Source organism: Rhodococcus ruber (assembly GCF_027270735.1).
Taxonomy (GTDB): domain Bacteria; phylum Actinomycetota; class Actinomycetes; order Mycobacteriales; family Mycobacteriaceae; genus Rhodococcoides; species Rhodococcoides rubrum_A.
Genome location: NZ_JAPWIJ010000007.1, coordinates 26,221 through 51,704 on the forward strand (window position 1 = coordinate 26,221; position 25,484 = coordinate 51,704).

Genomic DNA, 25,484 nt, shown 5'->3' on the forward strand with positions numbered 1-25,484 from the left:
GAGCAGAAATCTCCTGACATTCGTTCGAGTTGTGGCTCTGTGGAATTCGTCGCTCGGCCGCGACTGCCGTGCGCCTGCATCGAGCACGCACATGGTCGGGGCCGAAGGACGTCCTCCACCAGCCTAGTTCTGTCCGACCCTACTGTCGTGCCTTCCCCCGGCCGATTGCGCGCGGGTTACTCGCAGACGACATATTCCTCACTTTGGGTGCCCTGCGAATTGGAGGTGCAAACCCTGCCGTCTACCATCGTGTGTAGTAGGTGCACGTGCGTCCGATCCGTTGGCAGGTTTGCGAATCGTGGCGACCGAACGTGCGCGCTGGCGTCCACGGTCGTCGTGCAGAGTGAACCCGCGTGCCAGTGGCGCGTGAGCAAGTGGCCCAGCGCCAGAGAATGACAGTCGTGCAAGGAGACGCAGTGCGAATTGGGCAGCAGCCGGGCGGACACGGATTCGCCGGCGGCCCCGGATTCGGAGCCGACGATCAGGGTGAGTCGGCGGAGGCCGCACCGGTGACGTCCGCCCCGCGTCGAGCGTTCGCCCTCCTCCTCGCGTACGTCGCGCTGACGAAGCCCCGCGTCATCGAACTTCTTCTGGTGACAACCATTCCTGCGATGCTGTTGGCCGACCGCGGTCACGTCGATCCATGGCTGATCCTCACCACGCTCTTCGGTGGGATGCTGGCTGCAGCCAGTGCGAACACCCTGAACATGGTGGTCGACGCCGATATCGACAAGGTGATGAAGCGGACCGAGAAGCGCCCGCTCGCCCGTGGTGCGATGCCCGTCTCGCATGCCCTGATCTTCGGGCTCGTACTCGGCGTCTTTTCGTTCTTCTGGTTGTGGGCCACGACAAACCTGCTCAGCGGCGTGCTCGCGGTTGTGACGATCTGCTTCTACATCTTCGTTTACACATTGATTCTCAAGCGACGCACCTCACAGAACGTGGTGTGGGGCGGCGCGGCCGGATGCATGCCGGTGATGATCGGCTGGTCCGCCGTGACCGGAACGATCGGCTGGCAGGCGCTGGTGATGTTCCTGGTCATCTTCCTGTGGACACCGCCGCACACCTGGGCGTTGATGTTGCGCTACAAGGAGGACTACCAGGCGGCAAACGTGCCGATGTTGCCGGCAGTGGCCTCGGAAACCAAGGTCACCAAGCACATCGTGCTCTACGCGTGGGCCACCGTTGCCGCCACACTTGCCCTGGCACCGGGCTCGGGCGTCATCTATGCAGTCGTCGCCGTGGCGTCGGGAGCTTGGTTCCTCGTCGTCGCTCACCGCCTGTACGCGGGAGTTCGAGCCGGAACTCCGGTCAAACCACTGAAGTTGTTCATTCTTTCCAACGAGTATCTGGCACTGGTGTTCTGCGGCCTTGCTGTCGACTCGGTGCTCGGGTGGCACACGCTCGCCCAGATCTTCTCCTGAGCGAGCGTCCGCCGAGAGTCCGATCAGGGAACCAGAACGATGGACCCGGTCGTCTTGCGTGACTCGAGATCGATATGGGCCTGCGCTGCATCCTCGAGTGCATAGCGTGCACCCACCCGGACCGTGAGCGCTCCACTCGCCATCGCGGCGAACACGTCACCGGCCCGCCACTCCAGTTCGGCTCGGTCTCGTATGTGATGCGCGAGCGTGGGCCTGGTGAGGAACAGCGAACCCGCACCGTTGAGACGCTGCGGATCCATGGGCGGCACCGGACCGCTGGCGGCACCGAACAGCGCCAGCGTGCCTCTGATCCGTAGCGACGCCATGCTGGCCTCGAACGTGTCCGCACCGACGCCGTCGTACACCGCGTGCACTCCTTCGCCGCCGGTGATGTCGCGAACACGTGCGGCGATGTCGTCGTCGTACCGGAGCACGTGCGCTGCACCGGTCTGTCTGGAGAGTTCGGCCTTCGCGTCCGTCGACACCGTCGTGATCACGTTCACGCCTTTGGCCACCGCCAGCTGCGTCAAGATCAATCCGACGCCACCCGCTCCGGCGTGGACGAGCACGGTGTCGCCCCGCTGAGCGGGGTAAGTGGACTCGAGCAGATAGTGCGCCGTCATGCCCTGCAACAGCGCCGACGCGGCCTGATCCGCCGGAACCCCCTCGGGAACCGCGATGGCCGACGAGGCGTCGACGAGCACGTACTCGGCATAGCTACCGGGCGCTGCGGCCCAGGCGACGCGATCTCCCGGAGCGAAGTCGGAGACGTCCGAGCCGATCCGATCGATCACCCCTGCCCCCTCGTCGCCGGGAACGTACGGCAGCGCGCGCGGGTACAGGCCGCGGCGGAAGTAGGTGTCGATGTAGTTGATTCCGATGGCATCGGTCCGCACCAGGATTTGACCAGCTCCAGGTGTCGGTACCGGGAGATCGACGACAGTCAAGACCTCGGGCCCACCTGTGTTGTCTATTCGAATGGCTCGCATGAAGACCGTTCTACACGGGCATGCCGAGCCCCGGCACCCGGGTGTGCGTAGTGAGCGCGTTCGACCGAAGTTACCGATCAGTAACGACTGGGTGGGTCGATGGGGGGTCGGTGAACGGGCTCGGTATCGTGTCCGCATGGCTACCGAAATCGACAGTGCGGGCATCGAAAAGAACACGTCGAACGATGTCCCCAAGGGAACGCGGGCGGCAGTGAAGAGTTTTCTCGCCGATCACGGCAATTCTGCTCAGGTCGTGATTCAGCCCATCGGCCGCGCCGGAACCCGGCTCACCATGGTCGCTGCCGACGGAGTGCTCGGCGATCAGGTGGTTGCCACGCATGCCGTCGCCCGTGCCGTCGTCGACGAGTTCGACGAACTGACCGAGGCCGAATGGGACCGTGAGCTGGTCAGCTCCGTCAACCCGGCTCCGGGCCATTACGAGAAGATGGCCGGCTGGGTGGCGCGTCAGAAGAAGTTCCCCACGGCGCGCAATCAGGCAATCGTCTGAGCAATAGTCGCGCTGAAAGTTGTTCGATCCGTCGGGAACCATCTCGGTATCCGGTGCGTCGAAGTCAGTGGAGGGGCAGTCGGCCATCTGAGGGGGAGGTCGGCTGCCCCTCCACCCTGTTCGAAGCCGGACCCGAGTTCACGAACCGACCGCGATGCCCTCGACGTCCGGGGTTCGTGCGGTGTCTACGGGGCCGCGGGCACGGCAGGCGGCCCAGACCGCCGCGGTCGCAGCAGTGCACGCTCCCGCTCCTGCGACGTGAAAGGCGACGAGCACCGCCGGAACGCCGGTGAAGTACTGCACCAATCCGATCAGAGACTGAGCCAGCACCAACGCGATCAGAACGTGCAGGCGACGTTTGACTGCGCTCGGCGCACGCACCGCGTACAGCGCGAATCCCAGCCCGACCAGCAGGGCCAGGTAGCCCACCAAGAATTGGGAATGAGCGTGAACGAGTGTCACGATCTCGATGCCGAGACGTGGCACCGGCTCTTCGATGCTCTTGTCGCCGGCGTGGGGGCCGGCCCCGGTGACCATAGTGCCCGCAATCAGCACACCGGTCAGGGCGACTCCGGACAGTCCGACGAGTGCACGCAGCGCAGCCGGGACTGTGGGGGTCGACTCGGACGCTTCGTCGCTCTCGCCCACCTTGGCGTAGAGCAGCGTGGCCAACCAGACCATCGCCATCGAGACGACGAGGTGAATGGCTACCGTCCACCACAGCAGGCCCGTCAATACGGTGAACCCGCCGATCACGGCCTGCACGACGGTGCCGAGCGGCATCAACCATGCGAAGAAGAGCACCTCGCGGCGCCGACGGGCGCGAACGACTGCCAGTACCACCGCAGCAGCGGAGATGACGACGACGAACGCGAGTAGCCGATTACCGAACTCCACGGCCTGATGCAGCACGGGGACCTCGGACACACCGACCGGAGTGAAGCTGCCGGGAAAGCACTGCGGCCAGGTGGGGCACCCGAGGCCGGAACCGGTCACTCGCACGACTGCACCGGTGACGGCGATGCCGCCCTGGGTCACTATCGCGATGAACGCCAGAATTCGCTGCACACGAAGCGACGGAAGAGGAAGGAGATCGACGACGCGCAAGAACGCTCTGTACAGCACACCACGATGGTAAACGCCGATCAACTACACAGCGTCGTTGGGTGGTGAGGCTGCATCAGGTGAACTTGAACGTGCGGACTGCCAGAGTGCTGCACACCGCTGCCCACACCAGCAGTACGACCACGCCGAACACGTCGAAGGACGATCCGACGCCTCGGCTCAATGCCTCGCCGAGCGCTCCGGACGGAACGATGCGAGCAACGTTCTGCACGCCTTGGGGAATCTGATCGTCGACGAACACCGCGCTGCCGATGCCGAGCATGACGAACCAGGCGATGTTCGCCAACGCCAGCACGATCTCCGCCCTCAACGTGCCGCCGAGCAGCAATCCCATGGACGCAAAAGTGACGGTGCCGAGAGCGATGATCACGGCACCGAGCAACAGGCCCGTGGCGGTCGGGCGCCAGCCGAGAGCGACGCCGATGGAGCCGAGCAGAATCGACTGCAGGATCACGACGATCACTACTGCAGCGGATTTGCCGCCGATGATTCCCCAGCGCGGAAGCGGTGTTGCACCGAGCCGTTTCAGCGCGCCGTAGCGGCGGTCGAAACCGACCGCGATGGCTTGGCCGGTGAACGCCGTCGACATGATGGCCACCATCATCACCGCAGGCACCACCTGGGCAACTCGGTCGTCGCCCAGTGCGCCGAACGGCAGCAGAGTGAGGCCGATCAGCAGCGTGATCGGGATGAACATCGTCAGCAGCAACTGTTCGCCGTTGCGTAGCAGCAACTTCAGTTCGAGTCGGGTCTGCGCGAACAGCATTCGCGACGCCGAGGCCGGTCGAGGACGAGGCTCGAACAGACCTGTCTCGAATCGGTTGTCGGCGAGCCGGGCTTCTCTGCGCACCGTCACTTCCTCAATTCTCTACCGGTCAGTTCGAGAAATACGTCCTCGAGACGGCGCTGATCGACCTGCAACTCGGTGGCCAGGACGTCCTGCTGGGCGCACCAGGACGTGACGATCACCAGTATCTGCGGCTCGATCACACCCGACACCACGTAGGACCCGGGCGTCGGTTCCGACGGTACGTACCCCGGGGGGAGCGCTGCGTCGAGCATCGACAGTTCGAGACCAGGGGGAGCGGTGAAGCGCAGTTGGCCCTCGGCACCCTGTTTGGTCAGTTCCGACGGCGATCCCGAAGCGACGACGCGGCCGTTGTCGATGATCGTCAACCGATCCGCCAGCTGTTCGGCCTCGTCCATGAGATGCGTCGTGAGCAGCACGCCCACGCCGTCGCGCCGCAATGCGTCGATCAGCTCCCACACCAGCAGCCGGGCCTGGGCGTCGAGACCGGCTGTGGGTTCGTCGAGAAATACGAGTTCGGGGCGCCCTACGATGGCGCACGCCAGCGCGAGCCGCTGCTGCTGTCCGCCGGAAAGGCGCCGATACGGGGTGCGGACAGCCGAGGTCAGACCGAGGCAGTCGAGAAGCCACGCCGGATCGTGTGGATCGGCCGAGTACGACGCAACGAGCTCGAGCATCTCACCGGCTTTGGAACCGGGATACGCGCCGCCGCCCTGGAGCATGACTCCGATACGCGGCCTCAGCTGCGCCGACTCTGCGATGGGATCGAGTCCGAGGACGCGTACCGAGCCACTGTCGGGGACGACGAAACCTTCGCACATCTCGACGGTGGTGGTCTTGCCTGCACCGTTCGGGCCGAGGAGTGCCAGGACCTCGCCGGGGCCGATATCGAGGCTGAGGCCGTCGACAGCGGTGACGCCGTCGTACGACTTGCGTACGTCGCTGAGCTGTACGACAGGTTGCGCCGCTTTCGACGTCCCGGAGATCACGAGGACTCAGCGTATTCGTCGGCACCCCGGTCGCGTGCCGGTGGTCCGGTGCGTGTGGGCCACGGCATACGGTTTCGTGTCGACAAATACAACACTGCGATGGTCAGGATCGTCATCACCGCGGCCTGCACGATCTGGAAGGGCTGGTACTCGCTGCCGTTCGGCATCAGAATCACGCTGACCAGAGCGGAGAAAGCGACCGCAGGTCGACGGAACGACGGCGTCGTGGCCCAGGCCGCGAGCGGAATCACCGCCCACAGCAGATACCAGGGTTGCACGACCGGAAACAGCAGCACGACTGCGCCGAGAGCGACGCCGAGCGCGCCGACCGGATGCAATCGTCCACGCAGAACCGCGATCAGCATGCGGACGACGATGACGCCGGCCACGACGGCCGCGATCGGACGAGTGAGTCCCAACACAGCGGTGGTGTGGTCACCCAGACCGAGCAGCACGCCTACGAATCCGGTGCCCAGGCCGAGGATCGTCGGGATCGACATCCAGCTTCGTACGACGCCTGCGGTGCCGAGAGTGTTGATCCAACCGAATCCGAGCCCGCTACCCAGACTGACGGCGACTTGGACCGTGACGACGATCGCGCCGAGGAGGACAGCCACGTACACCACGGATCGGAGGGTGCCACCCCACCGCTTCGACAGTGCCATTCCCACGAAGCCCAACGCGATGAGCGATGGGATCTTGACAGTAGAAGACAGGGCGATCAGGGCGGCTCCGCCGACGAGGAATGCAATGTCGGTCTTGCGCAGAGACCCCGTGCGTTCGACGGCTCGCAGGGCGAACTCGGTCCCTGCGAGCATGAGCCCGATCATCAGGGCTTCGTTGTGGATGCCGGCCACCAGATGAAAGAGCAGAAGTGGGTTGGCAGCCCCGAGCCAGAGCGCACTCACCGAGGCCACGCCACAACGCCGTGCCAGCCGCGGCAGCGCCCAGACGATCAGCGCGACGCCGGCAAGCGCGAGGAGGCGGTGCAGAAAGATGCCTGCGACGATATTCTCGCCGGTCAAGTACGTGATACCGCGACCCATCCACAGGAACAGCGGACCGTACGGTGCAGGCGTATCGCGCCAGATGGTGGGAACAGTACGAGTCAGCACGTTGTCGACGCCGAGGGCCGTCGCAGGGCCGACCTCATAGGGGTCGAGTCCGCGCGCGGTGATCTCGCTCTGCGCCAGGTACGAGTAGACGTCACGCGAGAACATCGGCGGCGCAACGCACAGCGGCAGAATCCACAGCAGCAGAGTGCGGTCCATCTGCGAACGGGACAGTCGCCGCGGAATGTTTCCGGATCGCGTCCGACCCAGGGCGAATCTGCCCAGCAGCAGCCAGGCGATCACCACGATGACGGTGCCGGTCATCGTGACCGTCAGGGCAGGGGTGGCCATGCGGGACGGCAGGCTCAGGAACCGAACCCCGGCGACGGGGTTCTGCAGCACCGGCTGCGCACCGGCACCGAGGGCGCCGATTGTCATCAGCAGTGCCCCCGCCGCCCCGAAACGACGAATGTTGCGGAGCTGAACCGTCTCCGCCGGATTCAGCCCGGGCGCTTCTTGTTCGTTTCCGTGCAGCGTGGCCACCACGCCGCCCGGTGGAGTGGGTTCCAGTCCGATGACCCGGCGTGCGGGGGCCACGACGTACCGGTCGAGAATCTGTCCGAGCGCCGATCTCGAGTCGCCGGTACCGGTCTGCGGACGTGCTCTGCCCGTGAAGCGCGAGCGAGCGGAGCTCTGCTCACTGTCGGTCGATGGCACAGTGGGAGCGTAGCTGTGCTCATGTCCGAGGCCCGCACCGTCCTCCCGACCGAGATGGGACGAGGATCGCGACCGGCATAGGGCACCCTTGGTGGACCAGGCAAAACAATTCCGTCACACTGGTGTTGTGAAAACAACCGAAAGCACGTTCGCGCGTCCGGGGAGTGTCGATTCCTCGACCGCCGGCGCAGGCGCGCCGTCGGTTCGACAGGCCTCGCTCCCCGAGGGACAGACCAGGGGTGCGGTGGTCACTCTACTGCTGGAAGAGGGCCCCATCACGGCCTCCGACATCGGTACACGGCTGGGATTGAGCGCGGCAGGGGTGCGACGTCATCTCGATGCGCTCATCGATGCCGGCGAGGCTCGTATCACCACCCCGGCAGGCGCGCGTCAGCGTGGCCGCGGTCGACCGGCCAAGTACTTTCAGCTCACGGCAGCCGGTCGTAACCGCCTCGGCCACACCTACGACGATCTCGCCGGTGCCGCAATGCGGCAACTCCGCAAGATCGGCGGGGACGCGGCCATCGAGACGTTCGCCCGGCAACGCGTGAACACCATCGTGGCCGACGTCGAGCCGGCCGCAGGGTCCGATGCGCACTCCGTGGAGGATGCGGCAGAGCGAATCGCCGACGCCTTCAGCGCGGCCGGGTTCTCCGCCACCACGCGTCAGGTGGGCAACGGTGTGCAGATCTGCCAGCACCATTGCCCGGTATCGCACGTCGCCTCGGAGTTTCCGGAGCTGTGCGAAGCGGAACAGTCCGCGTTCGCAGAGATTCTCGGCACACACGTGCAGCGGTTGGCGACCATCGCCAACGGCAATTGCGCCTGCACGACGCACGTACCGCTGTCACCGACGCGGTACTCGAACACCGATAGTTCCGACAAGAAGACTTCCGACGCGCAGCCCCGTGTCGGAGAACGCCCAAGCCTCCGGAAGGAGCCCGCATGACCGTCACACCAGACCAGGTGACACCCACCGCGCCGCTGACTCAGGACGAGACCATCGCCTCGCTCGGCACCTACGGATACGGCTGGGCCGACTCGGACGTAGCCGGTGAAAGCGCCAAGAGAGGTCTCTCCGAGGCCGTCGTTCGGGACATCTCGCAGAAGAAGAGCGAGCCCGAATGGATGCTGGAGGCACGCCTGAAGGCTCTCAAGACGTTCGAGCGCAAGCCGATGCCCAACTGGGGTTCCAACCTCGACGGTATCGACTTCGACAACATCAAGTACTTCGTGCGCTCCAGCGAGAAGCAGGCTGCGACGTGGGAAGACCTGCCCGAGGACATCAAGAACACGTACGACAAGCTCGGCATCCCCGAGGCGGAGAAGCAGCGCCTGGTCTCCGGTGTCGCCGCTCAGTACGAGTCCGAGGTCGTCTACCACTCGATCCGTGAAGATCTCGAGGCGCAGGGCGTGTTGTTCCTCGACACCGATACCGCACTCAAGGAGCAGCCGGAGCTGTTCCGCGAGTACTTCGGCACCGTCATTCCCGCAGGTGACAACAAGTTCTCCGCACTGAACACCGCGGTGTGGTCCGGTGGATCGTTCATCTACATCCCGCCGGGCGTCCATGTCGACATCCCGCTGCAGGCCTACTTCCGGATCAACACCGAGAACATGGGTCAGTTCGAGCGAACACTGATCATCGTCGACGAGGGTGCATACGTGCACTACGTCGAGGGCTGCACCGCGCCGATCTACAAGTCGGATTCGCTGCACTCCGCTGTGGTCGAGATCATCGTGAAGAAGGGTGGTCGTTGCCGTTACACGACCATTCAGAACTGGTCGAACAACGTCTACAACCTGGTCACCAAGCGCGCCAAAGCAGAAGCAGGCGCGACGATGGAGTGGGTCGACGGCAACATCGGCTCCAAGGTCACCATGAAGTACCCCGCTGTGTGGATGACCGGTGAATACGCGAAGGGCGAGGTTCTCTCGGTCGCGTTCGCCGGCCCGGACCAGCACCAGGACACCGGGTCGAAGATGCTGCACCTCGCGCCGCACACGTCGTCCAACATCGTCAGCAAGTCCGTCGCTCGTGGGGGTGGACGGACGTCCTACCGCGGTTTGATCCAGATCAACAAGGGCGCGCACGGCTCTCGCTCGACGGTCAAGTGCGACGCGTTGCTCGTCGACACGATCAGTCGGTCCGATACGTACCCGTACGTCGACATCCGCGAGGACGACGTGTCGATGGGTCACGAGGCCACAGTCTCGAAGGTCAGTGACGATCAGTTGTTCTACCTGATGAGCCGCGGCATGACCGAGGACGAGGCCATGGCAATGGTCGTCCGCGGATTCGTCGAGCCGATCGCTCGCGAACTGCCGATGGAATACGCACTCGAGCTCAATCGGCTCATCGAGTTGCAGATGGAAGGGTCGGTCGGATAAGTGAACAACCCCCTCACCGGAGTCATGGGTGCCGTGGCATCCGAGAACCCCGATTCCGCCAAGGAAGACAAGTCGAAGCTCGTTGCGAACAAGGGCGCTCAGTTCACGTCGTACGACGTGAACGCGTTCGAGGTGCCGTCGGGCCGCGACGAGCTGTGGCGCTTCACGCCGCTGCGTCGCCTTCGCGGCCTGCACGACGGTTCCGCCGTTGCAGACGGGGCCGCCCAGGTCACCGTCGGAGCGTCGGACTCGGTGGTCGTGGAAACTGTCGGACGCGATGACGAGCGCCTCGGCAAGGCCGGAGTACCGGCCGATCGCATTGCCGCTCAGGCATTCTCGGCGTTCACCGAGGCGACGATCGTCTCCGTGCCGAGCGAGGTCGAGGTGGCCGATCCCATCGAGATCACCATCGACGGCCCCGGTGTCGACCACATCGCCTACGGACATGTGCAGGTTCGACTCGGCACGTTCGCTCGTGCGACCGTGGTGATCGATCAGCGCGGCAGCGGAACGTACGCCGAGAACATCGAGTTCGTTCTGGGTGACAGCTCGCAGTTGCACGTCGTCTTGATCCAGGATTGGCAGTCCGACGCCGTGCACGTGGCTGCGCATCACGCGCTGCTCGGTCGCGATTCCGTGTTGCGGCACTACAACGTCAGCCTCGGCGGCGATCTGGTCCGCATCAGCCCGACCGTGCGCTACAGCGCACCCGGTGGTGACGCGAACCTGCTCGGGGTGTACTTCGCCGACGCCGGCCAGCATCTGGAGCAGCGACTGCTCGTCGACCACTCGGCACCGCACTGCAAGTCGAACGTCATGTACAAGGGTGCGCTGCAAGGCGAAGTCGGTCCGGGCAAGCACGATGCGCACACGGTGTGGATCGGCGACGTGCTCATCCGCGCGGAGGCCGAGGGCACCGAGACGTACGAGCTGAACCGAAACCTGGTGCTCACCGATGGCGCTCGCGCCGACTCGGTGCCGAACCTGGAAATCGAAACCGGCGAGATCGTCGGAGCCGGGCACGCCAGTGCAACCGGCCGCTTCGACGACGAGCAGCTGTTCTACCTGCGTGCTCGCGGCATCTCGGAGGAGGTGGCCCGGCGACTGGTCGTGCGCGGCTTCTTCCACGAAATCATCGACAAGATTCCGGTCCCCGCTGTACGCGAGCGTCTCGACGCCGCTATCGAGGCCGAACTCGCCGTCGTCGGCGCGTAGGTCCACCCGAACTCCTCTCGACTGCACAAAGGAACTTTGATGTCCACACTCGAAATCCGCGACCTGCACGTCAGCGTCGCCAACACCGACTCGTCCGCCGAGCCGATCAACATCCTCAAGGGTGTCGATCTGACCGTGAAGTCCGGCGAGACGCACGCGATCATGGGGCCCAACGGTTCCGGCAAGTCCACCTTGTCTTACGCCATTGCCGGCCATCCGAAATACACCGTCACTTCCGGCACCATCACCCTCGATGGTGAAGATGTGCTCGAGATGAGCGTCGACGAGCGCGCCCGCGCCGGCCTCTTCCTGGCGATGCAGTACCCGGTGGAGGTGCCCGGCGTCTCGATGTCGAACTTCCTGCGCACCGCCGCCACCGCTGTGCGCGGTGAGGCCCCCAAGCTGCGGCACTGGGTCAAGGAAGCCAAGACCGCCATGAGCGAACTCGAGATCGAGGCCAACTTCCTCGAGCGCAACGTCAACGAAGGCTTCTCCGGCGGCGAGAAGAAGCGGCACGAAATTCTCCAGCTGGGACTGCTCAAGCCCAAGATCGCGATCCTCGACGAGACCGACTCCGGCCTCGACGTCGACGCTCTGCGAGTGGTGTCCGAGGGCGTCAACAAGTACAAGGAACGCGAGGACGGCGGAGTACTGCTGATCACGCACTACACCCGCATCCTGCGCTACATCAAGCCCGATTTCGTGCACGTCTTCGTCAACGGTGAGATCGTGAAGTCCGGCGGTGCGGAGCTGGCAGACGAGCTCGAAGCCAACGGATACGCCGGCTACACCCAGGCCGCGACCACCGGAGCATGAGCATGGCTGCGCCGGCAGCTGTAGCGGTGGCGGCATCGTTCGATGTCGCTGCCGTTCGCCGCGATTTCCCTATCCTCGCGCGCACCGTCCGTGACGGAAAGCCGTTGGTGTACCTGGATTCCGGTGCCACCTCGCAGCGGCCGGTGCAGGTACTCGATGCCGAACGCGAATTCCTCACCACGTGCAATGCCGCAGTGCACCGCGGCGCGCATCAGCTGGCCGAGGAAGCCACCGATGCGTACGAGGGAGCCAGGGCGGCCATCGCATCGTTCGTCGGGGCCGACGTCGACGAGATCGTCTTCACCAAGAACGCGACCGAGTCGCTCAACCTCGTGACGTACGTCCTGGCCGATCAACGCTTCGATCGCCATCTCGGACCCGGGGACGAGATCGTCGTCACCGAACTCGAACATCACGCCAATCTCGTTCCGTGGCAGGAGCTTGCAGCTCGAACCGGCGCAACGCTGCGGTGGTACGGCGTGACCGACGACGGCCGCATCGACCTCGATTCACTCGAATTGTCCTCGGCCGTCAAGGTTCTCGCATTCACGCACCAGTCCAATGTGACCGGTGCTGTGGCTCCGGTCGAGGAATTGGTGCGTCGGGCCAGGGCGGTCGGTGCGCTCGTCGTCCTCGACGCATGCCAGTCGGTGCCGCACATGAAGGTCGATTTCCACACACTGGATGTCGACTACGCCGCGTTCTCGGGTCACAAGATGCTCGGTCCCTCGGGGGTCGGCGTGTTGTACGGCAAGGCTGCACTCCTCGCGGCGATGCCACCGTTCATCACCGGCGGTTCGATGATCGAGACCGTCACCATGGAGAAGACCACCTTCGCCGCGCCTCCGCAACGTTTCGAGGCCGGGGTTCCGATGACCTCGCAGGTCGTCGGACTGGGCGCAGCTGTGCGGTATCTGGAAAACATCGGCATCGACGTCATTGCTGCGCACGAGAAGGCTTTGGTCGCAGCAACTCTCGCCGAGTTCGCGAAGATCGACGGGGTTCGCGTCATCGGCCCGACAGAGAATGTCGACCGTGGTTCTGCGGTGTCGTTCGTGGTGGACGGCATTCACGCGCACGACCTCGGACAGATCCTGGACGATGAGGGCGTCGCCATTCGCGTCGGGCACCACTGTGCGTGGCCGCTGCATCGCCGGTTCGGTGTTGCTGCGACAGCGCGCGCCTCGTTCGCGTTGTACAACACGCTCGAAGAAGTACAGGTTCTTGCACAGGCAATCCGCCGCGCGCAATCGTTCTTCGGAACCACCGACCAAGGCGGGGGAGGGGAACTCTAGATGCGGATGGAACAGATGTATCAGGAAGTGATCCTCGATCACTACAAACACCCGCACGGCCGCGGACTGCGCGAGCCGTTCGGTGCAGAGGTACACCATGTCAACCCCACCTGCGGCGACGAGGTCACTCTGCGCGTGCAGATCGAGGACGGCACCGTCGCAGATGTCTCGTACGACGGCCAGGGTTGCTCGATCAGTCAAGCCGCGACGTCCGTTCTCACCGATCAGGTCGTCGGTCTGAGCGTGGGCGATGCGCTGAAGACGGTGGACGCGTTCAGCGACATGGTGGGCAGCAGAGGTACCGTCGAGGGTGACGAGGACGTCATCGGCGACGGCATTGCGTTCGCCGGCGTGGCCAAGTATCCGGCTCGCGTGAAATGCGCGTTGCTGGGTTGGATGGCTTTCAAGGATGCGGTTGTTCAAGTAGTGGACGCAGATTCGACAGCTACGACGGGCGGGACCGCCCAGTCGGCACTTTCCGGAGGACAGCAATCATGACCGATGCAACAGATACGACGCCGGCCGAAGCCACGCCGGTGGAACTGACCGCCGACGAGATCAAGGTGCTCGAAGACCTCGAAGAAGCCATGCGCGACGTGGTCGATCCCGAGCTCGGAATCAATGTCGTAGACCTGGGTCTGGTGTACGACATCAAGATCGACGCCGACGACATCGTCACAGTCGACATGACGCTCACCTCGGCGGCGTGCCCGCTGACCGATGTCATCGAGGATCAGGCCCGCGGCGCGCTCGTTCGTAGCGGTCTGGCCGCCGACCTGAAGATCAACTGGGTGTGGATGCCGCCGTGGGGTCCGGACAAGATCACCGACGACGGCCGCGAGCAGCTCAGGGCACTCGGCTTCACCGTCTGACCCGACGACGGTTTTGCTCGGTCAAGCGCCTTTCGCTTCGTCGGCTTTCGACTCCGTGGCCTTGGCAGGAGCAGACTTCTTTGCCGCAGTTTTCTTGGCCGGTGCCTTCTTCGCGGCCGCTTTTTTGGCGGGTGCCTTCTTGGCGGGAGTCGACGTCGAGGTCGACGACGAGCCCGACTTCGCGTTTTTGCCGGCCGCCTCGACACTGCGCTGCAGCGCTGCGACCAGATCGACGACCTCGGCATCCTCACCGTCGTCGTCTTTCTCGGCTTCGGTATGGATGACCTTCTCGCCCCCGTTGGCAAGGGTCTCGTCGATCAGCTTGCGGAGTTCGATCTGGTAGTCGTCGGTGTATTCGGTGGGGTCGAACTCCGAGGACATGCTCTCGACCAGCGACGTGGCCATCTTCACCTCTTGCGGACGCGCAGACGGCGCATCTTCGAGTGAGGGGAACTCGGCTGCCCTGACCTCGTCCGGCCACAGCAGCGTCTGAATCACCAACACGTCGTCACGCACCCGCAACGCGGCCAACCGGGTTTTCTGCCTCAGCGTGAAGTGAACGAGCGCAGTGCGTTCGGTTTCTTCCAACGTCTCCCGCAGCAGAACGTACGCCTTCGGTGACGCAGAGTCCGGTTCGAGGAAGTAGCTCTTGTCGTAGAGAATCGGATCGATCTGCTCGGTCGGTACGAACTCGAGAACCGGAATCTCGTGCTTCTCGGCTGCCGGAAGTTTGTCGAAGTCGTCGTCGGTGAGAATCACGCGTTCGCCGTCGGGGGAGTCGTAGGCCTTGTCGATGTCGGCGAACTGCACCGACTTTCCGCATTCCTGACAGATGCGGTCGTACTTGATGCGACCGCCGTCCTTCGCGTGCACTTGATGGAACCGAATGTCGTGCTGCTCGGTGGCCGAGTAGACCTTCACCGGAACATTGACCAGTCCGAAGGCGATCGAGCCCTTCCATATGCTGCGCATCTGTCCATGATCGCCGACCGAGCACCCGCGTGTCGACCGTTGGCAGGAAAGTCAGGCTCCGTGCAGCGGTCGAGCTACCGTGCGCGCGATCGCCAGCCTGGCCGAGGGCGGGAGCGTAGGAAACATCTTCAGCATTGCGGTCATGGTTCCGATCGCATCGTCGTGTCCGGAGAGGTACGAGCGCTGCAGTTCGACCGGGAGCGAGAAGAAGCTGGAGAAGAACTGGGGCACCATCTCCGGTTCCAGCCCCAGCGCGGTGCGGAGGCCGAGATTGCGAAGCTTCTGGACCGTCCAGATGTGCATCGCACGGCTTCGTCGCGGATGACCGCCGCCGCGGAACCTCTCGACCAGATGGTCCGCGGAAGCCAGCGATGCCGCAACGCTGTACCCAGTGGCAGGGTGCATCAGATTGGACCGGGATCCGAAGAGCACAGGACCTCCTCGTCCGGTGTGTTCTCGCGAACGCGGCGGCGGTTCGACAGAGAAGCGGACTCGCTCGACAGCCTCGTGCCCTGTGGGTTCGAGATTGCGCTGGGACAGCCGGTGGTGCAATCGCGTACGGAGGACGTCCAGGCCGAGCGCTGGTCGACCGACGAGACAGGTCTCCTCGAGCAGTACGCGATCGTCATCGAGCGCCACGGCGTAAAGAAAGCTGGGCGCTTCGCCGGGCGACGCGCCGTTGTCGGTGCGCCAATCCATGAACCAGGCGTCGGCTCCCTCGAGGATCGGCTCGGCGCGCTGCCGTTCGACGACGATCCCGTAAGCGGTCTGCTGCGCGAGGTCGCGCGAATCGAACGTCCCTCGGGCATCGACGACGTGACCAGCGTCGATGATCGTGCCGTCGGACGTGGTCACGCGGGAACCGGTGACGTCGACGGCCGTTCCAGCGAGCACCCGCACGAGGTCGAGAGCCAGCGAGGCTTGCAGAGCAGATGTATCCAGCACGCAGTACGTGCGATCGATGATCCGATGGCGGTCGGTCCACACCGCAGGCTCGAGCGCTGTCGAGGCGACTGCGGTCTCGGGTAACCACGACGGCAATTCGTCTGCCCAGGCCGAGTACGTCGGCGTCCACGTACGCGACGGGTGTGGATCGAGGGCCAGCACGTCCAGGCCCGCCGCGGAACAGCGATGAGCGACTGCTCGGCCTGCCGGACCCAGACCGACCACCGCGACATCGGCCGAGAAATCGTTCACATTCCGCCGGTGGCGAGTAGACCACCGTCCACCCGCACGGTTTCGCCGGTGATCCAGGACGACGCATCCGAGACCAGGAAGGCGACAAGGGCGGCCACGTCTTCCGGGTTTCCGAGACGCTTCATCGGGTAGCCGGCGGCCGCCGCGTCTTCGCCGTTGGCGACGAGGGCCTCGGCGAACTTGGTCTTCACGACGCCCGGTGCCACGGCATTGACGCGGATCTTGGGGCCGAGTTGCCAGGCCAGCTCCTCGGTGAGCCTTATCAGGGCGGCTTTGGACGCACCGTAGGCCGCGATCACACCGGTGGATCGAATGCCTGCCACGCTGGCGATGTTGACGATCGCGCCGCCGTGCTGGCCCATCCAGGCGTGAAATGCCTGCTGGACGAAGCCGAGGGTGCCGACGACGTTCGTATCGAAGATCTTGCTCACGCCGGTCAGATCGGCATCCATCAGGGAACCGTAGACGGGATTGATACCGGTGTTGTTCACGAGGATGTCCAGCGAGCCGAAGGTCTCCACGGTCTGCGCCACGGCGTCGCGTCGATGTTCCGGATCGCCTGCATTGCCGTCCAGTGCAAGCACGGAATCACCCAGTTCTGCTGCTGCCGCCACGAGAGGTTCGCGCTTACGTGCGGTGATGGCTACATTCGCGCCGCGAACGAGCAGCTCTGCGGCGATTGCCTTGCCGATGCCCCGGCTGCCGCCGGTAACGAGTGCGGTACGCCCGGTGAGGTCGGCAATCGGTGCGCTGCGTTGGGTGACTGGTTCGGAGGCGTCGGTCATCGACCAGACGTTACCGGTGTCACCGTCGTTCCTGGGTGGTGGCACGTGAATGCTGAGCTAAAATAGCGGTTTGCTGTGCCGTCGTTCGGCGCACCTGTGTTCGCTCGTCGGTCGACGGGCAACGATCTTGTTCGGCAATCGCTAGGAGCTCACGCGTGATCACCGCCACCGACCTGGAAGTTCGTGCCGGTGTGCGGACCCTTCTGTCCACCGAGGGGCCCGCGCTCCGGGTACAGGCAGGCGACCGCATCGGTCTGGTGGGTCGCAACGGGGCAGGTAAGACCACCACGCTGCGGATTCTGGCCGGCGAGGGCGAGCCCTATGCGGGCGAGGTCGTGCGCACCGGCGACCTCGGGTACCTCCCGCAGGACCCCAAAGAAGGCGACCTCGACGTGCTGGCCAAGGACCGAGTGCTGTCGGCCCGAGGCCTGGATACGCTCCTGCACAGTATGGAGAAGCAACAGGCCCTGATGGCCGAGGTGGCCGACGAGGCACTGCTCGACAAGGCCGTCCGCAAGTACGGCGAACTCGAAGAACGCTTCGCATCCCTCGGCGGCTACGAAGCCGAGAGCGAAGCGGCCCGCATCTGCAACAGCCTCGGCTTGGCCGACCGCATTCTCGGTCAACCGCTGCGGACCCTGTCCGGTGGTCAGCGCCGACGCGTCGAACTCGCTCGCATTCTGTTCGCCGCGTCCGACGGCAGTGGCGGACGATCGAACACCACACTGCTGCTCGACGAGCCCACCAACCACCTCGACGCCGATTCCATCACCTGGTTGCGCAGTTTCCTGCAGAACCACGAGGGTGGACTCATCGTGATCAGTCACGATGTCGAACTGCTCGGTGATGTCGTGAACAGGGTGTGGTTCCTCGATGCCGTACGCGGTGAGGCCGACATCTACAACATGAACTGGAAGAAGTACCTCGACGCACGCGCGACGGACGAGCAGCGGCGCCGTCGCGAGCGCGCGAACGCGGAGAAGAAGGCGGGTGCGCTGCGCGTCCAGGCCGCCAAGATGGGTGCCAAGGCAACAAAAGCCGTTGCGGCACAAAACATGGCGAAGCGCGCAGACAAGTTGATGGCCAACCTCGATGCGGAGCGCGTATCGGACAAGGTCGCGCACATTCGCTTTCCCGAGCCCGCTCCGTGCGGCAAGACACCGTTGATGGCCAAGAACCTGACCAAGATGTACGGGTCGCTGGAGATCTTCGCCGGCGTCGATCTGGCGATCGACCGAGGAAGCCGAGTGGTGGTGCTCGGGCTCAACGGTGCGGGCAAGACGACGCTGCTCCGGATCCTCGCAGGCACCGAGAAGGCCGACACCGGCGAGATCGAACCCGGCCACGGCATGCGCGTGGGTTACTTCGCCCAGGAGCACGACACCCTCGACGACATGGCGTCGGTGTGGGAGAACATCCGTCATGCGGCACCCGACACCGGGGAGCAGGAACTGCGGTCACTGCTCGGTGCCTTCATGTTCACCGGTCCGCAGCTCGAGCAGCCGGCAGGAACACTGTCCGGCGGTGAGAAGACGCGTCTGGCGCTCGCCGGACTGGTGTCCTCGGCGGCGAACGTGCTGCTGCTCGACGAGCCGACCAACAACCTCGATCCCATCTCGCGCGAGCAAGTCCTCGACGCGCTGCGCAGCTACAAGGGTGCCGTGGTGTTGGTTACTCACGATCCGGGCGCCGCCGAGGCACTCTCACCCGAACGCGTGATTCTCCTTCCCGACGGCACCGAGGATCACTGGTCGCAGGACTACCTGGAGCTCATTCAGCTCGCCTGACCTGGCCTCAGTCCTGCCTGCGAACCGATTCTTCGACCAGATCCAGAATGGCCGAAAGGTTGGACCCGCCCTGCCCTGACGCGATTCGGGCGACCAGACCGTCCAGCACGAGGTCCAGGTAATCGGCCAAGACGTCGTTGGGCACGTCATCGCGCAGTTTTCCTGCCGTCTTCTGCCGTTCCAGTCGGCCCAGGGTCGCGTCGGTGAGCTCTGCCGACCGTTCGGCCCAGCTGGTTCGGAAGTCGGCGTCGGTTCGCAGTCGTCGGGTGATCTCGAGCCGCGTTCCGAGCCACTCGAACTGCTCCGGCTGGGCCAGCATGTCTCGCATCACCTGAACCAGACCCTGCGTCGCCGCGACCTCTGCCATGCGGCGGGCATCCTCCTGCGCCAGGGCGAGGAAGAGACCGTCCTTGTCCTTGAAGTGGTGGAAGATGGCTCCGCGCGAGAGGCCCGTCGCCTCCTCGAGGCGTCGCACCGTCGCGCCCTCGTAGCCGAACTCTCCGAAGCATTTACGCGCACCGTCGAGTATTTCGCTGCGGCGAGCGGCCAGGTGGTCTTCGCTGACCTTGGGCACGTGTGAAACTCCTACTTTTCGATGAAGGGGCTCGTACCGATACGGCGATGGGCCCGAAACACATATCGAGTTCCGGGCCCATCGCTGTGCGTGGCGTCTGTCTACAGTGCCGTGTGACTAGCCTCTGATCATGTTGCGCAGAACGTACTGCAGGATTCCGCCGTTGCGGTAGTAGTCCGCTTCACCGGGGGTATCGATACGGACCACGGCGTCGAACTCGACCTTGGTTCCGTCTTCCTTGGTCGCAGTCACTGCCATCGTCTTCGGGGTAGTGCCCTCGTTCAGCTTCTCGACGCCGACGATGTCGAACGTCTCGGTGCCGTCGAGCTTGAGCGACGATGCGCTCTCACCGGCCGGGAACTGCAGGGGAACGACGCCCATGCCGATGAGGTTGGAGCGGTGGATGCGCTCGAACGACTCGGTGATGACGGCCTTGACGCCCAGGAGCGAGGTGCCCTTGGCAGCCCAGTCGCGCGAGGAGCCACTGCCGTACTCCTTGCCGCCCAGCACGACCAGCGGGATGCCGGCCTTCTGGTAGTTCTGCGACGCGTCATAGATGAACGACTGCGGACCACCGTCGAGAGTGAAGTCGCGGGTGTAGCCACCCGAGACGTCGTCGAGCAGCTGGTTCTTGAGGCGGATGTTCGCGAACGTTCCGCGAATCATGACCTCGTGGTTACCGCGGCGCGATCCGAGCGAGTTGTAGTCCTTGCGCTCGACACCGTGCGAATCCAGGTACTGCGCAGCGGGTGTACCTGCCTTGATGGGTCCTGCCGGGCTGATGTGGTCGGTGGTGACCGAATCGCCGAGCAGGGCCAGCACGCGTGCACCCTTGATGTCTTCGACCGGAGCCGGATCCATCGTCATGCCGTCGAAGTACGGAGGCTTGCGCACGTACGTCGACTTGGGATCCCACTCGAACGTGTCGCCCTCGGGGGTGGACAGGTTCTGCCAGCGGCTGTCGCCGGCGAAGATCGTCTCGTAGGACTTGCTGAACATGTCCCGGCTGATCGAGGACTTGATCGTGTCCTCGATTTCCTGCGACGACGGCCAGATGTCCTTCAGGAACACGGGGTTGCCCTCGTGATCCTCGCCGAGGGGGTCGGTCTCGAAGTCGAAGTCCATCGTGCCCGCGAGGCCGTAGGCGATGACCAGCGGCGGTGAGGCCAGGTAGTTCATCTTGACGTCGGGGGAGATACGACCCTCGAAGTTACGGTTGCCCGACAGCACTGCGGTGACCGAGAGGTCGTTGTCGTTGATCGCCTTCGAGATGGGCTCGAGCAGCGGGCCGGTGTTACCGATGCATGTGGTGCAGCCGTAACCACCGAGGTAGTAGCCGAGCTTCTCGAGGTACGGCCAGAGGCCGGCCTTCTCGTAGTAGTCGGTGACGACCTGCGAGCCGGGTGCCATGTTGGTCTTGACCCAGGGCTTTGTGGACAGGCCCTTCTCCACGGCGTTGCGGGCGAGCAGTGCTGCGCCGAGCATCACCGACGGGTTCGAGGTGTTGGTGCAGGAGGTGATACCCGCAACCACAACGGCCCCGTGATCGAGGACGAATTCGCCTGCCTCGTCGGTGGTGACCCGGACCGGCTTGCTCGGTCGGCCCTCGGAACCGTATGCGGCAGAACGAACGTCGACGGAATCCTCTTCGGCGAAGCTCAGCGAAGCGGAGTCGCTTGCCGGGAACGATTCGTCGAGGGCCTCGTCGAGCTTGCTGTCACCCTCGTGCTTCGGGTGGTTCTCCTCGACGTAGTTGTGGATGTCCTTGCGGAAGGCAACCTTGGACTCGGACAACAGGATTCGGTCCTGCGGGCGCTTCGGGCCTGCGATGGACGGAACGACGGTGTTGAGGTCGAGCTCGATGTACTCGGAGTACACGGCTTCGTTCTTCGGGTCGTGCCACATGCCCTGCTCTTTGGCGTACGCCTCGACGAGCGCGAGCTGCTCGTCGCTGCGGCCGGTCAGGCGCAGGTAGTTGATCGTCTCTTCGTCGATCGGGAAAATGGCTGCGGTGGACCCGAACTCGGGGCTCATGTTGCCCAGGGTTGCGCGGTTCGCGAGCGGAACCTCGGCCACACCCTCGCCGTAGAACTCGACGAACTTGCCGACGACGCCGTGCTTGCGGAGCATCTCGGTCGCGGTGAGCACCACGTCGGTCGCCGTGACACCAGGCTGAATTTCGCCCGAGAGCTTGAAGCCGACGACGCGCGGGATGAGCATGGAGACGGGCTGACCGAGCATCGCAGCCTCGGCCTCGATGCCGCCTACGCCCCAGCCGAGCACACCGAGTCCGTTGACCATCGTGGTGTGCGAGTCGGTGCCGACGCAGGTGTCGGGGTACGCCTGGCCCTTGCGGGTCATGATGGTCGGTGCCAGGTACTCGATATTGACCTGGTGCACGATGCCCATGCCCGGCGGGACGACCTTGAAGTCGTCGAAGGCACCCTGTCCCCAACGCAGGAACTGGTAACGCTCGCCGTTGCGCTCGTACTCGAGGTCGACGTTGCGCTCGAGGGCATCGGCGCGGCCGAAGACGTCGAGGATCACCGAGTGGTCGATGACCATGTCGGCGGGGGAGAGGGGGTTGACCTTGTTGGGGTCGCCGCCCAGGGTGGTGACGGCTTCACGCATCGTGGCGAGGTCGACGATGCACGGAACGCCGGTGAAGTCCTGCATGATGACGCGTGCAGGGGTGAACTGGATTTCGAAGCTCGGCTCCGCGGACGGATCCCACGACGCAATCGAACGAATGTGGTCGGCGGTGATGTTGGCACCGTCCTCGGTGCGAAGGAGATTCTCCGCGAGGACCTTCAGTGCATAGGGCAATTTCTCGGCACCGGGCAAAGCCGACAGTCGGAAGATCTCGTACGAGTTCTCTCCGACTTCGAGGGTGCCCTTTGCACCGAATGAATCATTACTTGCGGTCACTTCAGCTCCACTCGTCTATGAGGCACACCGCCGACGGGGCTGTGTCGACGGTTGAAGCGAGGCGATGTCCGTGTGTCTCGGCATGGCATCCGGCGTGCGAATTGCCTGCGGACGCTCGGGCAGCGTCTCGATGGAAGTCTAACAGTACGCTTGTCCTGTGAAAACTTGCGGGTCCGTTTCTCGGCGGATGCCGACAGAACGACCCGCGTCACAATCCTCACGTACTGTTTCGAGCGACGCAATGAAGGGCGGCCTCAGTTGCTGCCTCGGAGTTGCACGCCTCCCGGGTATCGAGAGCACTGTGACGTAGGGTTTCACGCGACTGGTTCCTACCGACTGGACGAGAGATGCCTGAACCGATTCACGCCGTTTCCCCACTTGCCACCGATATTCCGGCAGGTCTGGACGTCGACAGCATCGTCGCCACGGTCCGCGAGACCGGCGTGAGTGGGCCCGCCGACGAGGAAGCAGCGTTGTCCGCAGCTGTGGCCCGCGCCGAAGAACACGGCATCGATCTGAGCATCGTCATCGTGCCGAACGAACCGCGCCACGACTCGCAGCTGCGCGACCTCGCCACGGCGGTCGGTGCACGCGAGGGTGGCACCGTATTGGTCTTGAGCCCCGGGCAGGTGGGCACCTTCAGCGACTCCATCAGCCGAGTGACCCTCGAGGCCGGTCAAGACCGCACGTACACCGGAAACCACATCGTCGCGGCCGACAATTTCGTGGACACACTCGTCGAAGATCAGACGCCGTGGGGCCTGCTCACCGGTGGACTCGTTGTCGTCGTAGCTGCCGTCGCCACACTGACTGCAGTTGTGAAGGCCCGCAGATTCCGGGCTCGGGCCGCGGCCACCGAGAGCGCGAATCGCGACTCCGGCGAGAATTGAACCTACGCGTCGACGCGTCGTTCGGGTGACCGACGCCCGCACCGTGGATCCGGCCCTCGATCATGACGGCCGCGCCGCAGGAAAAAGTCGGAAAAATTGTTTCCGGCAAACCCCGAGTTCACGGCGTTGTGCCTGGTGAAATTACAAATGTGTCATTTGGGACTGGAGTTTCTTTAGGGTGCAAAGTGTCGTACGGTGCCATTGGCACTGCTGGGGAAGGAGTGTCGCAGAAGGCAGAGTGTCGTCCGTGGGGAACTCGGGAGGCCACTGCTTCGGGTGTGACTGACGTGGTTCACACCTGTCGTGTCGCTGCGTGCTTCTTTCCCGCCCGGCGACAGCGCTCACCGTCACCTGCGATCGGGGTGGGGACGGCAAGCGCTGCGGCGGCACGACGGTTCGACTCGGACCTGAGTGAATGCCGGACCCGAGGGAGATATTCGTGAGCCGACGTCCAGTCCGCGCCACCCGCCGTAAAGCGCTCGTCCGTACCCGATTCGTGCTGGTAGGTGCCGGCCTCGTCATCGCGTTGATGGCAACCCTTCCCGGAGTTGCCGCCGCCGTGCCGCCGCCGCCGCCGAACCCATCCGACAGCGATATCGCTGCCGCCGGAAGTGCTGTCGATTCCCGACTTGGCCAGGTCGGTCAGCTGATCGACGCGATTGCGTCGGCCAACCAGCAACTCGCTCGACTCGACGACGAAGTTGCCTCGAAGCGAGAGGGCGTCAACAAGGCCCTGGTGGATCTGCAGAATGCGCGCGACGCCGCAGACGTCGCTGCCGCGGTCGTCGGTGCAGCACAACAGGCACTTGCCGATGCCGGTACCCAAATTCAGGCAGCCCAGCGCAAGTTCGACGAATTCGCGAAGTCCAGCTATACCCAGGGTTCCGGGGTTGCATCGATGGCGTCGTTCCTCGGTTCGAGCGGACCGGACGACGTCTTGGATCGGGCCCAAGTACTGAAGGTGCTCTCCAACAGCCAGAACGCGGTGCTCGACGGGCTCCAGCGGGCCCGGACCGAACAGGCGAATCGCGATTCTGCGGCGCGGGACTCGAAGCAGCAGGCAGATGCTGCGGCGTCGGAAGCCGAGGCCAAGAAGGCCGAGGCAGAGCAAGCCATCGCCGAGGCCCAAGCTGCTCTGCAGGCCGAGGCCGACCAGAAAGCAGCGATCGAGTCTCAGCGTGACGCTGCCCAGACCGAGCTCGATTCGGCGCGCAGCAATGTCGCTGGCCTGCAGGATCAGCGCGCGGCCTACGGCGACTGGGAAGCCCAGAAGGCAGCCGAGGATGCGGCCATCGCGGCCGCCACCGCCGCAGCGAAGGAAGCTGCTGTGCAGGCAGCTGCCCGCGTGTCGGCCAACCTCGCGGCGCAGCAGCGCGCAGCGGCCATCGCTGAGGGCCAGCGCTCGCACGTGGACGTCGACGACGATTCGAGCGCGACGACCGACACGGACAGCTCGACCACAACCACGCCCACCAAGCCGAAGACACCGACCAAACCGAAGACGTCCACCACGCCGTCGGTCACCGGAAGCGCGGCCGTCGAACTGGCGATCGATCGCGGAATGAGCCAATTGGGAGTGCCGTATTCCTGGGGCGGCGGCGACGAGAACGGTCCGACCAAGGGCATCAGGGACGGCGGCGTCGCGGACAGCTACGGCGATTACAACAAGGTCGGGTTCGATTGCTCCGGCCTGATGATCTACGCCTTCGCCGGCCTCGGCATCTCGTTGCCCCACTACACCGGCTATCAATACACCGCAGGCAAGCAAGTGCCGTCCTCGGACATGAAGCGCGGCGACATGATCTTCTACGGCCCGAACGCCAGCCAGCATGTTGCGCTCTACCTCGGCGACGGCAAGATGCTCGAAGCCCCACAGTCGGGTTCGGTGGTCAAGGTGTCCGACGTGCGATACAGCGGCATGACTCCCTACGCAGTGCGCATGGTGTCCTGAGCACGATCAGGCTCCACTCCGGCCTCTCGAGTCGTTCCGCAGGCTCCACTCCGGCCACGCGGCGGGGGTGCCTTTCGGCGCGCTCGGCGATCACCTGGAATAGTTGATCGCGGCGGTATCGACACGCGCCCGACGATGATCGACTGAAAGCGGTGAATTCTTGGTGACATCACGTGACGGCCGGATTTCGAACGACGAG

At 64.4% G+C, this 25,484-nt stretch carries 22 protein-coding genes; 12 read left to right on the forward strand and 10 right to left on the reverse strand.

The window, feature by feature from the left end:
- Positions 1-416: 416 nt before the first annotated feature.
- Entirely contained in the window at positions 417-1,424 is a 1,008-nt protein-coding gene (locus O4220_RS17195; protein WP_269606406.1) for a heme o synthase, read from the forward strand.
- 23 nt (positions 1,425-1,447) lie between these two features.
- Here O4220_RS17195 and O4220_RS17200 read toward each other — a convergent pair whose 3' ends face one another.
- Entirely contained in the window at positions 1,448-2,413 is a 966-nt protein-coding gene (locus tag O4220_RS17200; RefSeq protein ID WP_269606408.1) for a quinone oxidoreductase family protein, read from the reverse strand.
- Between the two features lie 136 nt (positions 2,414-2,549).
- Here O4220_RS17200 and O4220_RS17205 point away from each other — a divergent pair, with 136 nt between their 5' ends.
- Positions 2,550-2,921: a hypothetical protein gene (locus tag O4220_RS17205; RefSeq protein ID WP_269606410.1), complete on the forward strand. Its 372-nt coding sequence runs from the start codon at positions 2,550-2,552 to the stop codon at positions 2,919-2,921.
- Positions 2,922-3,059: 138 nt separating this feature from the next.
- Here O4220_RS17205 and O4220_RS17210 read toward each other — a convergent pair whose 3' ends face one another.
- From O4220_RS17210 to mptB, 4 genes are read right to left on the reverse strand one after another with little or no spacing between them, the layout of a single operon-like run.
- Positions 3,060-4,046, reverse strand: coding sequence for a COX15/CtaA family protein (locus tag O4220_RS17210; RefSeq protein WP_269606412.1), 987 nt, complete (start codon positions 4,044-4,046; stop codon positions 3,060-3,062).
- Between the two features lie 55 nt (positions 4,047-4,101).
- Positions 4,102-4,896 carry an ABC transporter permease gene (locus O4220_RS17215; RefSeq protein WP_420030423.1) on the reverse strand — a complete coding sequence of 265 codons (795 nt, stop codon included), beginning with the start codon at positions 4,894-4,896 and terminating at the stop codon, positions 4,102-4,104.
- A 2-nt stretch (positions 4,897-4,898) separates the two neighbouring features.
- Positions 4,899-5,843, reverse strand: coding sequence for an ABC transporter ATP-binding protein (locus tag O4220_RS17220; RefSeq protein ID WP_170944818.1), 945 nt, complete (start codon positions 5,841-5,843; stop codon positions 4,899-4,901).
- A complete protein-coding gene (gene mptB, locus O4220_RS17225) occupies positions 5,840-7,510 on the reverse strand; it encodes a polyprenol phosphomannose-dependent alpha 1,6 mannosyltransferase MptB (protein ID WP_420030424.1) in 1,671 nt (556 codons plus the stop codon). The genes O4220_RS17220 and mptB overlap by 4 nt, the downstream gene beginning before the upstream one ends.
- Before the next feature lie 346 nt (positions 7,511-7,856).
- On the opposite strand from mptB, the gene O4220_RS17230 reads away from it, so the two are divergent.
- Genes O4220_RS17230 through O4220_RS17260 form a run of 7 tightly spaced genes read left to right on the forward strand, consistent with a single transcriptional unit; the run spans position 7,857 to position 14,201 of the window.
- Positions 7,857-8,561, forward strand: a complete 705-nt coding sequence (locus O4220_RS17230; RefSeq protein WP_420030425.1) for a helix-turn-helix transcriptional regulator — start codon at positions 7,857-7,859, stop codon at positions 8,559-8,561.
- The gene (gene sufB / locus O4220_RS17235) at positions 8,558-10,003 is read left to right on the forward strand and encodes a Fe-S cluster assembly protein SufB (RefSeq protein ID WP_032377835.1); all 1,446 of its coding nucleotides are present in this window, start codon (positions 8,558-8,560) and stop codon (positions 10,001-10,003) included. Before O4220_RS17230 ends, sufB begins: the two co-directional genes overlap by 4 nt.
- A 24-nt stretch (positions 10,004-10,027) precedes the next feature.
- Positions 10,028-11,218, forward strand: coding sequence for a Fe-S cluster assembly protein SufD (gene sufD / locus O4220_RS17240; protein ID WP_269606939.1), 1,191 nt, complete (start codon positions 10,028-10,030; stop codon positions 11,216-11,218).
- Positions 11,219-11,257: 39 nt separating this feature from the next.
- Positions 11,258-12,034: a Fe-S cluster assembly ATPase SufC gene (gene sufC / locus O4220_RS17245; protein WP_032403380.1), complete on the forward strand. Its 777-nt coding sequence runs from the start codon at positions 11,258-11,260 to the stop codon at positions 12,032-12,034.
- A 2-nt stretch (positions 12,035-12,036) separates the two neighbouring features.
- A complete protein-coding gene (locus O4220_RS17250) occupies positions 12,037-13,329 on the forward strand; it encodes a cysteine desulfurase (protein WP_269606421.1) in 1,293 nt (430 codons plus the stop codon).
- Positions 13,330-13,827, forward strand: a complete 498-nt coding sequence (gene sufU / locus O4220_RS17255) for a Fe-S cluster assembly sulfur transfer protein SufU (RefSeq protein WP_269606423.1) — start codon at positions 13,330-13,332, stop codon at positions 13,825-13,827.
- A complete protein-coding gene (locus O4220_RS17260; RefSeq protein WP_269606424.1) occupies positions 13,824-14,201 on the forward strand; it encodes a metal-sulfur cluster assembly factor in 378 nt (125 codons plus the stop codon). Before sufU ends, O4220_RS17260 begins: the two co-directional genes overlap by 4 nt.
- A gap of 21 nt (positions 14,202-14,222) precedes the next feature.
- Here the strand turns inward: O4220_RS17260 and O4220_RS17265 are convergent, their stop codons facing one another.
- The 3 genes from O4220_RS17265 to O4220_RS17275 are packed head-to-tail and all read right to left on the reverse strand — an operon-like array spanning position 14,223 to position 17,155.
- Positions 14,223-15,173 (reverse strand): Ku protein, encoded by a 951-nt coding sequence (locus O4220_RS17265; protein ID WP_269606429.1) that lies wholly within the window; start codon positions 15,171-15,173, stop codon positions 14,223-14,225.
- A 51-nt stretch (positions 15,174-15,224) separates the two neighbouring features.
- On the reverse strand, positions 15,225-16,370 hold the full coding sequence (locus tag O4220_RS17270) for a lycopene cyclase family protein (protein WP_269606431.1): 1,146 nt from the start codon (positions 16,368-16,370) through the stop codon (positions 15,225-15,227).
- Positions 16,367-17,155 (reverse strand): SDR family oxidoreductase, encoded by a 789-nt coding sequence (locus tag O4220_RS17275; protein ID WP_269606433.1) that lies wholly within the window; start codon positions 17,153-17,155, stop codon positions 16,367-16,369. The genes O4220_RS17270 and O4220_RS17275 overlap by 4 nt, the downstream gene beginning before the upstream one ends.
- 155 nt (positions 17,156-17,310) lie before the next feature.
- Here O4220_RS17275 and O4220_RS17280 point away from each other — a divergent pair, with 155 nt between their 5' ends.
- Positions 17,311-18,942 (forward strand): ABC-F family ATP-binding cassette domain-containing protein, encoded by a 1,632-nt coding sequence (locus tag O4220_RS17280; RefSeq protein WP_057478701.1) that lies wholly within the window; start codon positions 17,311-17,313, stop codon positions 18,940-18,942.
- 7 nt (positions 18,943-18,949) lie between these two features.
- On the opposite strand, the gene O4220_RS17285 is transcribed toward O4220_RS17280, so the two are convergent.
- Both O4220_RS17285 and O4220_RS17290 read right to left on the reverse strand, forming a co-directional pair.
- On the reverse strand, positions 18,950-19,516 hold the full coding sequence (locus O4220_RS17285; RefSeq protein ID WP_032377845.1) for a TetR/AcrR family transcriptional regulator: 567 nt from the start codon (positions 19,514-19,516) through the stop codon (positions 18,950-18,952).
- A 117-nt stretch (positions 19,517-19,633) separates the two neighbouring features.
- A complete protein-coding gene (locus O4220_RS17290) occupies positions 19,634-22,444 on the reverse strand; it encodes an aconitate hydratase (protein ID WP_269606439.1) in 2,811 nt (936 codons plus the stop codon).
- A 347-nt stretch (positions 22,445-22,791) separates the two neighbouring features.
- Here O4220_RS17290 and O4220_RS17295 point away from each other — a divergent pair, with 347 nt between their 5' ends.
- Both O4220_RS17295 and O4220_RS17300 read left to right on the forward strand, forming a co-directional pair.
- Complete coding sequence (locus tag O4220_RS17295; RefSeq protein ID WP_269606441.1) at positions 22,792-23,334, forward strand: DUF6676 family protein; 543 nt, start codon at positions 22,792-22,794, stop codon at positions 23,332-23,334.
- Between the two features lie 439 nt (positions 23,335-23,773).
- Positions 23,774-25,285, forward strand: a complete 1,512-nt coding sequence (locus tag O4220_RS17300; RefSeq protein WP_420030411.1) for an NlpC/P60 family protein — start codon at positions 23,774-23,776, stop codon at positions 25,283-25,285.
- Positions 25,286-25,484 lie beyond the last annotated feature (199 nt).